This window comes from Mesorhizobium sp. B2-6-2, from assembly GCF_006440615.1.
Taxonomy (GTDB): Bacteria; Pseudomonadota; Alphaproteobacteria; order Rhizobiales; family Rhizobiaceae; genus Mesorhizobium.
The window spans coordinates 274197-286538 of record NZ_VFUG01000005.1; the positions used below are offsets into that span (position 1 = coordinate 274197).

The 12342-nt window shown below is 64.6% G+C and carries 10 protein-coding genes and 1 riboswitch; of the genes, 3 read left to right on the forward strand and 7 right to left on the reverse strand.

All coding sequences use genetic code 11. The features are described 5' to 3' along the window. The first annotated feature begins 181 nt into the window (after positions 1-181). Positions 182-763 (forward strand): CarD family transcriptional regulator, encoded by a 582-nt coding sequence (locus FJ419_RS13845; RefSeq protein WP_040991750.1) that lies wholly within the window; start codon positions 182-184, stop codon positions 761-763. Positions 764-1028: 265 nt separating this feature from the next. Here FJ419_RS13845 and FJ419_RS13850 read toward each other — a convergent pair whose 3' ends face one another. The 3 genes from FJ419_RS13850 to FJ419_RS13860 form a co-directional block, all read right to left on the reverse strand. Then, on the reverse strand, positions 1029-1799 hold the full coding sequence (locus FJ419_RS13850; protein WP_140544636.1) for an amino acid ABC transporter ATP-binding protein: 771 nt from the start codon (positions 1797-1799) through the stop codon (positions 1029-1031). Further along, complete coding sequence (locus tag FJ419_RS13855) at positions 1796-2476, reverse strand: ABC transporter permease subunit (RefSeq protein ID WP_027166691.1); 681 nt, start codon at positions 2474-2476, stop codon at positions 1796-1798. Before FJ419_RS13855 ends, FJ419_RS13850 begins: the two co-directional genes overlap by 4 nt. A 158-nt stretch (positions 2477-2634) precedes the next feature. Beyond that, entirely contained in the window at positions 2635-3408 is a 774-nt protein-coding gene (locus tag FJ419_RS13860) for an amino acid ABC transporter substrate-binding protein (protein ID WP_140693324.1), read from the reverse strand. A 303-nt stretch (positions 3409-3711) separates the two neighbouring features. Between FJ419_RS13860 and FJ419_RS13865 the strand changes: the two genes are divergently transcribed. Together FJ419_RS13865 and FJ419_RS13870 are read left to right on the forward strand one after the other, a co-directional pair. Continuing rightward, positions 3712-4575, forward strand: a complete 864-nt coding sequence (locus FJ419_RS13865; RefSeq protein WP_095767541.1) for an RNA polymerase factor sigma-32 — start codon at positions 3712-3714, stop codon at positions 4573-4575. A gap of 166 nt (positions 4576-4741) precedes the next feature. Next, positions 4742-6775 (forward strand): caspase family protein, encoded by a 2034-nt coding sequence (locus tag FJ419_RS13870; RefSeq protein ID WP_181170690.1) that lies wholly within the window; start codon positions 4742-4744, stop codon positions 6773-6775. Positions 6776-6833: 58 nt separating this feature from the next. On the opposite strand, the gene FJ419_RS13875 is transcribed toward FJ419_RS13870, so the two are convergent. The 4 genes from FJ419_RS13875 to thiB all read right to left on the reverse strand — a co-directional run bounded on the left by FJ419_RS13875 (position 6834) and on the right by thiB (position 12104). Further along, a complete protein-coding gene (locus tag FJ419_RS13875) occupies positions 6834-8300 on the reverse strand; it encodes a M48 family metalloprotease (RefSeq protein ID WP_140693328.1) in 1467 nt (488 codons plus the stop codon). A gap of 153 nt (positions 8301-8453) precedes the next feature. After that, on the reverse strand, positions 8454-9242 hold the full coding sequence (gene thiQ, locus FJ419_RS13880; protein WP_140693331.1) for a thiamine ABC transporter ATP-binding protein: 789 nt from the start codon (positions 9240-9242) through the stop codon (positions 8454-8456). Next, positions 9239-10864, reverse strand: a complete 1626-nt coding sequence (gene thiP / locus FJ419_RS13885) for a thiamine/thiamine pyrophosphate ABC transporter permease (protein ID WP_140693334.1) — start codon at positions 10862-10864, stop codon at positions 9239-9241. Before thiP ends, thiQ begins: the two co-directional genes overlap by 4 nt. Before the next feature lie 229 nt (positions 10865-11093). Next, positions 11094-12104 (reverse strand): thiamine ABC transporter substrate binding subunit, encoded by a 1011-nt coding sequence (thiB, locus tag FJ419_RS13895; protein ID WP_140693338.1) that lies wholly within the window; start codon positions 12102-12104, stop codon positions 11094-11096. Between the two features lie 43 nt (positions 12105-12147). Next, positions 12148-12253: riboswitch (TPP riboswitch) on the reverse strand. Positions 12254-12342 lie beyond the last annotated feature (89 nt).

A 12342-nucleotide genomic window follows, 5' to 3' on the forward strand; every position in this document is an offset into this window, starting at 1 on the left:
GAAAGGTGAGCTTTTAGATCCGGACCAGAGCGATCTGGGGCAGGCGGTCGCATTCGTGCGATATGCCGGCCCTTGGCTTTCCGGTGGTTCATCCTGTTGCGCGGCTAACGGTCGGCTTTGCCGACCTCGTGGGTTCGAGCCGGCATGATGCCGGCTGCACAACTAAGGAGTTCAGGGCGTAATGGCAACGATCACCCCGCAGAAGAAGTCCAACGCGGCTCGCCACGGGTTCAAGACCGGCGAATTCATTGTCTATCCGGCGCATGGCGTCGGCCAGATCGTGGCGATCGACGAGCAGGAAGTTGCGGGTCACAAGCTGGAACTGTTCGTCATCGATTTCCAGAAGGACAAGATGCGGCTGAAGGTGCCGGTCGCCAAGGCGACCTCGATCGGCATGCGCAAGCTGTCGGAAGAGGATTATGTCGACCGCGCGCTGAAGGTCGTGCAGGGCCGCGCCCGCATCAAGCGCACCATGTGGTCGCGCCGCGCCCAGGAATATGACGCCAAGATCAACTCGGGCGACCTGATCTCGATCTCGGAAGTTGTGCGCGACCTCTACCGCGCCGACAACCAGCCGGAGCAGTCCTACTCCGAGCGCCAGCTCTACGAGGCCGCGCTCGACCGCATGGCCCGCGAGATCGCCGCGGTGAACCGCATGTCTGAGACCGAGGCGGTGCGTCTCATCGAGGTTAACCTCAACAAGGGTCCGAAGCGCGGCGCCAAGGCCGACAACGAGGAAGCCGAGCAGGAAGAAGCTGCCTGAGCTTTTTCGCTTTTGAGTTTACGAAGAACCCGGCCTCGCGCCGGGTTTTTTGTCTCCGGCGGCTTGCGAGGCATTAAAATACCTTTTCAGCATCCCCATTCTGCGCCGTCATCCTCGGGCTTGTCCCGAGGACCTGCCGTCTCATGAAACAGGATCGCCGTCAGTCCTGGTAACTCGGCAGATTCTCGGTCCCGAGGATGACGGCGGCGCGGATTGCGTTATCGGCTGGCGCTTCGGGCTGACTTCCCATGAGGGAGGTAACAACTCACCCGCCGCCTTCCTTCTGCGCCTCCTCTTGCCTGAGCGAGGCGATGAAGCGCTTGGTTCGCGCGCGCTCCGGATTGTCGAACACGACCGAAGCCGGGCCTTTCTCGACGATGACGCCGGCGTCCAGGAACACCACCTCCTGCGCGATCTTCGAGGCGAGCCTGAGATCATGCGTGGCCATCACCATGGTCGTGCCTTCGCGGGCAAGCTGTCCGAGCACGTCGACCACTTCCTGCGCCAGTTCCGGATCGAGCGCAGAGGTCGGCTCGTCGCAGAGCAGCACGCGCGGCGACGGCGCCAGCGCCCGGGCGATCGCCACGCGCTGCTGCTGGCCGCCGGACAGCGTCGCCGGCCAGGCGTCGGCCTTCTCCACCATGCCGACCTTTTCGAGCAGCGCCATCGCCCGCTCGCGCGCCCTCGGCTCAGGCCATTTCAGCACCGTCACCAGCCCTTCCATGACATTCTCGATCGCTGTGCGATGCGGGAAGAGCTGGAAATTCTGGAACACCATGCCGGTCTGCAGGCGGATGCGCTGGATATCCTTGGCCGGCACCTTGCCGCCCGGATGGAACGCAAGCGTCTCGTCGCCGATGCGCAAGGAACCGGACGTCGGGATTTCCAGCAGGTTGATGCAGCGCAAGAGCGTGCTTTTGCCGCCGCCGGAAGGGCCGACCAGCGCAGTCACGCTGCCCTCGTCGAGGGTGACGGTCACGCCCTTCAGCACCAGATTGTCGCCGAAGCGCTTTTCGATGTTGCTGAGGCCGATCATGCGTTGGCCTCCAGGAACCCGCCATAGCGGTTGAGCCGCACTTCCAGCCGCGCCTGCAGCGCCGACAGAACCGAGCTCAGCGCGAGATAGAGCGCGGCCGCCTCGACATAGAGGATCAGCGGCTCATAAGTAGTGGCGACGATGCGCTGCGCGGCCTGGAACATCTCGGGCACCGTGATCGCCGCCGCCAGCGAGGTGTCCTTGACCAGCGAGATGAAGGTGTTGGAAAGCGGCGGAACGGCAACGCGGCCCGCCTGTGGCAGAATGGTGCGCCGCATCGCCTGGCTCCAGGTCATGCCGATCGAATAGGAAGCTTCCCACTGCCCCTTCGGCACCGAGCCGATGACGGCCCGGATGATCTCAGACGTATAGGCGCCGATGTTGAGCGTGAAGCCGATCAGCGCGGCGGGAAAGGCATCGAGCAGAATGCCGACCGACGGCAGGCCGTAGAAGATCAGGAACAACTGAACGAGCAGCGGCGTGCCGCGAAAGATCCAGACATAGAAGCGCACCAGCGCGACCAGCGGCTTCGGGCCGAACAGCCTGATCAGCGCCGTCACCAGTCCGGCGATGAGCCCGAGCGCGAAGGACAATAGCGTCAGCGGCACGGTGAAGATCAGCGCCGCCCACAACAGCGTCGGCAACGATTCCAGCATCAATTGCAGCCAGTGCGGCACGGCGCGCTTCTCCCTTCCAGATACGGCGGCGCGTCCCCCGTATGGACCGACTATCTTGCAAAAACCGGCGGGCCGTCAAAGACGGCCCCCCAAAGCTCATGCAAAAATGGCGGGCCGTCTTAGACGGCCCGCCGGTATCCGAACAAAGGACGATTGCCTTACTTCGAAACGTCCTGGCCGAAATACTTGTCGGCGATCTTCTGGTAGGTGCCGTCGGCCTTGATGTCGGCCAGCGCCTTGTTGATGGCCGCGACCAGCTCCGGATCGCCTTTGCGCACGATGACGCCGGAATAATCGGCATTCTCTTCCTGCGCCGCGATCTTCACATTGGCGTCCGGCTTGTGCTTCTTGAAATCGAGGAAGGACAGGCTGTCATTGATCGTGGCGTCGGCGCGGCCGGTAAGCAGAAGCTGGATCGATTGGTCGAACCCGTCGGTGCCGACGAGCTCGGCGCCGTTCTTCTCGGCGAGCTTGCCGAAATTGGAGGTCAGCGACTGCGCCGACTTCTTGCCCTTGAGATCGGCGAAGGTCTTGATGTCGGTGTTGTCACCGCGCACGATCAGCACCGCCTTCGAGGCGATGTAGGGATCGGAGAAATCATACTTGGCCTTGCGTGCATCGGTGATGCCGACCTCGTTGATGACGGCGTCGTAGCGGTTGGCGTCGAGGCCGGCGATCAACCCGTCCCACTTGCCTTCGAGGAATTGAACCTTGACGCCGAGCTTGTCGCCGATGGCCTTGGCGATCTCGACGTCGAAGCCGACCAGCGCGTTGGATTCGTCGTGATAGGTGAAGGGCGCATAGGTGCCTTCAGTGCCTACCTTGAGCACCCCGGCCTGCTTGATCTGATCGAGATTGGCGCCGGCATAGCTGGCGGTGATCGCCAGAACCTGCAACGTTCCGGCGATAAGAAGCGGTTTGAGCCATTTCATTTTTCTGTGATCCCGTTTTGACCGGTGCCCCGGCGCGATTGTGCGAGCCGGAAACTGGCAGATAGAAGGCTGCAAAATAAGGAACCAGATTTCAAAAATCGCCTCTGCCAGAAATCTCATTCTCTAACCAGCCGGGAATCCGCCAAGAGGCTTTCCCAGCAGATAACAGAATGTTTCCGCCGGCACCATCTGCCCCCTCGGGCGGCGGAACCATCCATGCGCCTGACACGTTGCATGGCTGTTGTAGGGCGCGGTGGCGTCTTTTCAACCGCCATACGCGCAATCGTCGCAAAAGGAGCCGGCATGATCGAGGACGCGGCAGGACGGACATTGGTCCGGGCGGCAATGAAGGCTCCGTATCTCGAGCGCGACGAGGAGCATGTCCTTGCGCTCCGTTGGAAGGAAGAGAACGACCAGCACGCACTGCACAGGATCACCGTCGCCCATATGCGCCTTGTGATCTCCATGGCTTCGAAATTCCGCCATTACGGCCTGCCGCTCGGCGATCTCATTCAGGAGGGCCATGTCGGCCTGCTCGAGGCGGCCGCCCGTTTCGAACCCGCGCGCGAAGTACGTTTCTCGACCTATGCCACCTGGTGGATCCGCGCCTCGATGCAGGACTACATCCTGCGCAACTGGTCGATCGTGCGCGGCGGCACCAGTTCCGCGCAGAAGGCGCTGTTCTTCAATCTCAGGCGTCTGCGCGCGCGCCTCGCCAACGGCGCCGAGCCTCTCTCCAATGCCTCGCTCTACCGCGAGGTCTCGGCGGCGCTGGGTGTGCCGGAGGCCGACGTGGCGATGATGGATTCGCGCCTGTCTTCCCCCGACAGCTCGCTCAACGCGCCTTTGGCCGACGAGAACGGCGCCGCCGAGCGGATGGATTTCCTGGTCTCCGAAGACCCGCTTCCCGACGAGATCGTCGGCGAGAGGATCGACGTCCAGCGCCGCGCTATCTGGCTGCGGAGCGCGCTCGGCGCGCTCAATGCCCGGGAGCTTCGCATCATCGAAGAGCGCAGGCTGAGCGATGACGGCGCCACGCTGGAATCGCTTGGCGAACAGCTCGGCATCTCCAAGGAGCGCGTCCGCCAGATCGAGGCGCGCGCCATGGAAAAGCTGAAGCTGGCGCTGGTGAAGCAAAACCCTGAATTCCTGGCGGAAGCCGCCTGAAGTTAGTCCAGCTCAAACTCCAAGATAAGAAATTGATTGAATAAGAACACGCCGTCATCGGGGCAATTTTCCTCGGTGATAATTAGGATTGTGAGCTCTTTAACAGACTGTCGCGCCGCAATCGGCTTTTTGACTCCTCCAGATCACACCACATGGGGGATTTGCCATGCTGCGATGCTGCGCGCTGATTGTAGCCTTGATCCTCGTGGGCCTCACGACGTTCGAGGCCCACGCCGATCGAAGGGTTGCCCTTGTGATCGGCAATTCGCAATACCGCGAAATCCCGACGCTCAAGAACCCGGACAAGGACGCGGAGAACGTATCGACGACATTCCGGCTGGCCGGCTTCGAGGTGTTCGCGGCCAAGGACCTCACCAAGCTTCAATTCGAAGAGCGATTCCGCAACTATCTGGCGGCGGCGGACGGCGCCGATCTGGCGGTCGTCTATTATTCGGGGCACGGCTTCCAGATCGGCGGAGAGAACTTCCTGATCCCGGTCGACGCGTCGCTGAAAGATGCGGCCGACATGGAGGTCCAGGCCATCAAGGTCGACGACATATTGCGGCAGCTGCGCTCGAGATCGAAGGTCCAGATGATCATCCTCGACGCCTGTCGCAACGATCCTTTCCCGCGCAAGGACTATTGGTTGCGCGACCAGTTGATCGTCAGCGGCGGCAGCGGCCTTGCGCAGGTGACGGGTTCGCAGAACACGCTGATTGCCTTTGCCACCGAGCCGGGGGCGGTCGCCTATGACGGGTCCGGCGACCTCAGCCCGTTTTCGTCGTCCTTCTCGCGCCGTGCGCTGGCGCCGGACCAGGAGATACGGTCGGTCATGGCGGCCGTCCGCCGCGACGTGGTCAAGGCCACCAACGGCAAGCAGGTTCCGTGGGAGAACTCCTCGCTGATCGACGACGTCGTGCTGATGCGCGGGGCGGAGCAACCCACGCCGCCGTCGTTGGACGCCGAGCAGGGCCAGCAGACGGCGGAACGCGGAATCCAGGTCGCCGATGCCGCCGAGGCGATTGGAAGTCGCGACATCCGCGTCCCGCTCGGCGTCGGTCCGGTTCCGCTGAAACTGGATTTTCCGGCCAAGGATGCCGGGGTCAATCTCAAGCTTGCGAGCTACCCGGCGACCGGAACGCTGTCCCTGCCGGATCGCGTGCTTTCGCCGCAATCGAGCCTGACGGCCGCCGAGCTCGACAAACTGCGCTACGAGCCGCAGATCGGTTCGGTCGCGCCCATCGAAGTCGGCTTCGATATCCGCGCGGGCAACGCGGCCAAGCAGGCGACGATGAAGCTGTCGCCGGACATCGACGCTTGCGACCGGGCAGCCGGCGCGCCGCTCGACTTGCAAGGCGTCGTCCAGGGTCTCACGCCGAATGAGATCGGCGGCGGGGCGGTGGAAGCCTGCGAGGCGGCGGTGAAAACCTATCCCGGCATTGCCCGCTTCCATTACGAGCTCGGCCGGGCGCTTCTGGCGGCCGGCAAGGTCGACGAGGCCAGGAAGGCCATTCAGGATGCGGCCGACAAGGGACATGTGCGGGCGGTCTTCGAACTCGGCTACATCGCCTCGTCCGGAATGGGGACTGCTGTCGATGCCACGAAGGCGAATGGCCTCTATTCGCAGGCGGCCGGCAAGGGGGACCCCTACGCCATGGCCGCCTGGGGACGCGCTATGTTCAATGGCCTCGGCATCCAGCGCGATACCGGCAAGGGACTGGACCTGCTGCTCCAGGCAGCGGCGATGGGGCATGTCGATGCCATGAAGGAGCTCGCGGTGATCTTCAATGAAGGCCGCAACGGCGTGCCCGCCGACCCGGCGCGCGCGCTGGCCTTCCTGAAGGCAGGCATGGAGCGGCAAGACGTTTACGCGATGGGCATCCTGGGCCTTCCCGCGCGCAGCACCCCCGTGGTCATGGCGTGCAAGGCCCCGAAGGTCATCACGAAGATAAAGGTGGTTCGCGTGCCCGTGTCGAAACCGAAGGCCATCACGCGGACAGATCCGGGAAAACCTGAGGTCAGGCCGGAGCCAACGGAAACCGGGAGAGCATCCTGGAGTGGCAGCGACCATGTCGGCGGCGCTGCTCGCACCGGCGGTGGCAGTACCGGCAATGGCGAAGGCGATGGTGGCGACGCCGGTAGCGGCAGTACCGGCGATGGCCAAGGCGACGGTGGCGACACCGGCAGCGACGGCTTGTGACGACGGTTCCCCGCGTCAAATAGCCGACGGCGCCTGGTTGGTCTGAACTCGCGAGCCCCTACCTGTCGGTGACGATCTTGACCTTGTCGCCCGACGACACAGTCGCGCCCGGCGACATGGCGTTGAGCACGCGAAACAGATCGAGCTTGCGATCGACGCCGACCATCTGCGCGGCAAGCGAGCCCATGGTCTGGCCGGCCTGGACGGTGACGACCCTGATATGCAGCGGCTTCAGCGCCGCCTTCTCGGCCGGGCTCAGCACGCGGAAGGAGCCGCTGACCGAGCGCGCCACCGGGTCCAGCGAAGTGCTGGCCGAGGGCGCGGCCGTCAGCAGCCTGTAGACCTGCCCGCCGGCCCGGATCACCGCGATATCGAACTGCCAGCCTTGCGCGCTGGCATGCGCCGTCGCCGCATCGTTGCCGTTGATCGTGTCCTGGCGCACGCTGGCGTCTTCCAGCCCCGCGACCCAGCCGCTGCGGATGTAATCGGTGAGCGAGACGGACTTGTCGATCGCCACGCCGTCGAAGCGGATGGCGATGTCGCCCGGCCCGGTCGCGGTCACGGCGGCCGCCGAATTGTCGATGACGAAGCCGTTCGGCACGGTGAAGGAGACGCCGAGATTGGGATGCATGAAGGTCTGGCCGCGCACATAGCCTTCTTCCGGCGTGTCGCCGTAAAGCAGGCCGTCTATGCCGGCCAGAAATGCGTCGCGGTCGCGCGTGCCGACGCCGGGCGGGCCGAAATTGCGCGCGAGGCGCTGCGCCAGCTCGATACGCTGCGGCGTGTTCGGGTGCGTCGCCAGGAAGTCGAGGCTGGCGTCGGTGGCGCCGCTGACCGAGCGAAAGTCGGTATAGGCTGACATCGACTGCAGGAAGCGGCCTGCCGCATAGGGATCATAGCCCGCCTCGCCGATCGACTTGATGCCGATGGCGTCGGCCTGCAGTTCCTGGTTGCGCGAGAATTGCGCGAGCCTGAGCTTGCCGCGGATGAGCGCCGCCTTGGCGGTCGGGCTGTCGCCGAGCACATCGGAAACCACCTTGGTCGCCAGGCCCTCCTCGGCCTCGAGCTGCTGCCGCTGCAGGCCGTGATTCGCGGTGACGTGCCCCATCTCATGCGCGATGACGGCGGCAAGCTCGGAGGAATCGTTGGCCAGCGCCAGCAGGCCCCGTGTCACATAGAGATAGCCGCCCGGCAGCGCGAAGGCGTTGACGTTGGGCGAGTTGAGGATGGTGATGCGATAGGTCTGGGTCGGGTTGGCCGACACCACCGTCAGATTGCCGACGACCTTGGCCACCATGCGTTCGAGCTTTGGGTCGGAATATTCGCCGCCATAGGTGGCCAGGATGCGCGGGTGCTGGGCCTTCGCCATTTCGGCGAGCTTGGCGTTGGCCACGACATTGTCGACGGTGATCGGCTTGTCGGAAGGTTGGAAGCCGCTCTCCTGCACGTCCGGCGGCGTGAACATCTGGCAGCTCGCCAGCACGGCGACGCTCGCCAGCGCGAGAAATCGTGCCAGCGGCTTCATCCACACCTTCTCAGCGCCGCTCGACAGGTCGGCTTCCTTCCAAATCTTTCGGCAAATCACGGTCCAGCCGGACCAGCATGGCCGGACCTAGCCATACTCCCCCGGACAAGGCAAGCAAACGCCGGATCGCCCATTTGCCGGTTTGGCCATAAATTATGTCCGCTTCCGGGCAACATGTTGTGATCCGGCAACGGTGCCGCCTCGATCGCCGATATAGCGTCTGAACGCATCCGGTCCAGACCGATCGAAGAAATCCTCGGCGGGCCCGGCTGCCGCGATCGTGCCTTCGTCGAGAAATGCCACGTCCTGCCCGATGCGGCGCGCATCTTGCGGCTGATGCGTGACGAACAACACCGTCATTTCGCGCTCGGCATGGATGCCGGCCACAAGGTCCAGCATGTCGTCGCGCAGCGCCGGGCCGAGCGACGCGAAAGGTTCGTCGAGCAGCAAAACGGGCCGGTCGCGCAGCAAGACCCGCGCCAGCGCCACGCGCTGCCGCTCGCCGCCGGAAAGCTCGCGCGGCAGCCGCTTTTCCTTGCCGGCAAGACCAACCCGCGCCAGCGCCTCGGCGACGTCGGCGCGATCGGCGTCGCCGAGTTTCAGCGACGGCGAGCGGCCGAGCCCGACATTGGCTTCGACGGAAAGATGCGCAAACAGATTGTTTTCCTGGAACACCATCGACACCGGCCGCGCCGAAGGCGGCGTGTTTCCGAGATCGTCGCCGCCGATCAGCACCTTGCCCGCATCGGGCGCTTCGAAGCCGGCTATCAGATTGAGCAGCGTCGACTTGCCGGAGCCGCTCGGCCCCATGATGGCGGTGATCCTGCCGGCCGCGAATTCGGCGTCGAAGCGGAAGGAGGATTCGCCATAGCTGAACGAGACGCCATCCAGCGCGACGGCGAGGCCCTTTTGCGCGGCGATGCCGTCGATGCTCGTCGTCATGACTTTCCTTCCTGCCCCAGCCAGTCGGCGGCGATCACCAGCATCAGGCAGACGAGGCCGAGCAGCAAGGCAAGTCCCGCGGCGTCGGCTGTCCGGTAGCTGCTCATGCGCGCCAAAAGCAGATAGGGCAAGGTCTGCACGGAATCGCTCCCGAACAGCGCGATCACGCCGAGATCGCCGAGCGACAGCGCCATGGCGAAGGCGAAGCCGGTCGCCAAGGGCCGCCTCAGCGACGGCCAGTCGATCAGGCTGAGCCGGTTCCAGCCGGATATGCCGAGCGCTAGGCAAAGCCGCTCGTGGCGCTCGCTGGCCGCGTCATAGGCCGGGCGAACGGCGCGGATGGCGAAGGGCATCGCCATCACTGCGTTGACGGCGACGACCATGACCGGCGCGATGGCAAAGACATCGGCGACGTGGCGCAGCGCCAGGAACCAGCCGGCGCCAAGCACGATCGGCGGCACGACGAGCACGAAGCCGGCGCCGGTGTCGGCGGCATGTTCGAGCAGGCCCATGGCCCCGCCTGCCCGGCGCCGCAGGGCCAGCGCGCGCCGTGCCGCGATCAGCGCCAGCGACAGCGTCACGCTGAGCAGCGCCGCAAGCAGGGCAAGGCCGGCGCTGGTGAGGGTGGCGCGGCGCACTGCCGGTTCACCGGCCAACCGTCCGAGATCCGCCCCCAGACCTGAAAGCACGGTCGCCAGCATCGGTCCGGCGACGAACAGCAGGGCAAGCATGATGAGGCCGGCATTCAGCGCGCTTTCGATTCGGCCCGCCGATAGGTAGCGGCGCGGCGCCACCGGCAGATTGGCATCACCGACCGTGTTGGCGCCGAGCCGCGTGAGCGCTGCGACCACGACGAAGGTGAGCGCGATCTGCAGGAGCGTCAGTGTTACGGCCCGCGCGGGATCGAAATCGAAGCGTAGCGCCTGATAGATGGCCACTTCCAGCGTCGTCGCGGCCGGACCGCCGCCCAGCGTCAGCACGATGGTGAAGGAGGTGATGCAGAGCATGAAAACCAGCCCGGCAATCCCCGGCAGGGCCGCGCGCAGCACCGGCCATTCGATCAGCCGGAAGGCCGGCCAGGCATCCATGCCGAGCTGGCTCGCCAGCCGCCACTGGTCGGCGGGAACGGTGCCCAGCGCCTCGAGGAACAGGCGCGTCGCCAAGGGCAGGTTGAAGAAGACATGAGCGACAAGGATGCCGGAGAGGCCGTAGACCCCCGGCCAATCCGCACCGCCAAGTCCGGCGAAGACGCCGGCAAAATATCCGGCCCGACCGTAAAGCGCCAGGACGCCGAGCGCGGCGACGATCGCCGGCAAGGCCAGCGGCACGGTGAACAATTGCAGGATCAGGCGGCGTCCCGGGAAACTTGGGTGCCTCGACAAAGCGCGCGCCACGAGCAGCGCCGGCGCGACCGACAGCAGCGTCGAGAGCGCCGCCTGCCACAGCGTGAAGCGGGCGACGCGCAGGAGATAACTGTCGAAGGCGGCGGCTGCGCCGGAGAGATCGTGCGCGCCTTCGACGGCGAGGCCGACGAAGGCACCGCCGATGAGGATGGCGATGGCCGCCAGCGCGACGACGCCGGCAGTGATGCGGGAGTCACGTGCAGGGTGCACGCTGCACATACAGGGTTCGAGTTAACGCATGCTGCGTTCCTTCGCGTCCCCCTCTGTCCCGCCGGACATCTCCCCCACAAGGGGGGAGATCAGCAGCGCCCGCGCCTCGCTCATTTCTGCAACGTTGCCAGTTGGCGAAACCGCCGATGACGGCCAATCTCCCCCCTTGTGGGGGAGATGTCCGGCAGGACAGAGGGGGGCGCCGTAGAGCGATCATCCTTCGATCAATTGTCCAAAGTTACTTGCTCATCACCGCCAGCCACTCATCCACCCACGCCTTACGGTTGGTGGCGACCTCCTGCGGGCTGAACAGCAAGGTCCTGGTCGGCTTCACCAGTTTATCGAAGGCCGGGTTGAGCGGCTTGTCGGTCTTGCCGGCCGGGAACATCCAGTTGGTCTCCGGAATGACATCCTGGAATTTCGGTCCGGTCATGAAGGCGATGAACTTTTGCGCCAGCGGGTTCTTCGCGCCCGTCTTGGTGATGCCGGCAACCTCGATCTGCAGGTATTCGCCCTCCTCGAAGGAAGCCGCCTGGTAGCGCTCGGTGTTCTCGGCCACGATGTGGTAGGCCGGCGAGGTGGTGTAGGACAGCACCATCGGCGCCTCGCCCTTGGTGAACAGGCCATAGGCCTCGCTCCAGCCCGGCGTCACCGTCAGGACCTTGGTCTTGAGCTTTGCCCAGGCCTCCGGCGCCTTGTCGCCATAGACCGACTTCACCCACAAAAGCAGCCCGAGGCCGGGCGTCGAGGTGCGCGGATCCTGAATGACGATCTTGTCCGTGCCGCCGCCCTCGACCAGCTCCTTCAGGCTCTTCGGCGGGACTTTCAGCTTCTGCGTGTCATAGACGACGGCGAAATAGCCGTAGTCGAAGGGCACGAAAGTGTCGTCGCTCCAGCCTCCAGGCACGTCAATGCCGGAGACTTCGCCATGCGGCGCGAACAGTCCGCTCGCCTTGGCGTCGGCGGTGAGATTGGTGTCGAGGCCGAGCACGATGTCGGCCTTGGTGCCGGAACCTTCGAGCTTGACGCGGTTGAGCAGTGCCACACCGTCTGCCACCGAGACGAATTCGAGATCGCAGCCGCATTCGGCTTCGAATTCCTTCTTCACCGCCGGGCCGGGACCCCAATCGGCGGTAAAACTTTCATAGGTATAGATGGTGAGCTTGTCCTTTGCCTCGGCAGGCGCGACGCCCGCCAGAAGCGAAACAAGGCCGGTTGTGAGAATGAGATGGGACAGTATTGCGCGCATCGGCGCCTCCTTCGTTCGAGTGACAAGGAATTGAGGCGCCGGATGGTCCGAAACGTCTAATCCCTCCGCCGGTACAAACCGGATCAGGTTCAGCGGGTTGGCTTGATCGCCTCTCAGCCGGATCACGTCCGGCACCCCGTTAGAGCGTTTCGACAGATAGGCCCGGTCGAAGCGACGCGCAAGCGGAAGTTTGCCGGGCAGCTAATGTTCGCCGGCAGGCTCGCAGCCGAAGCGCGCG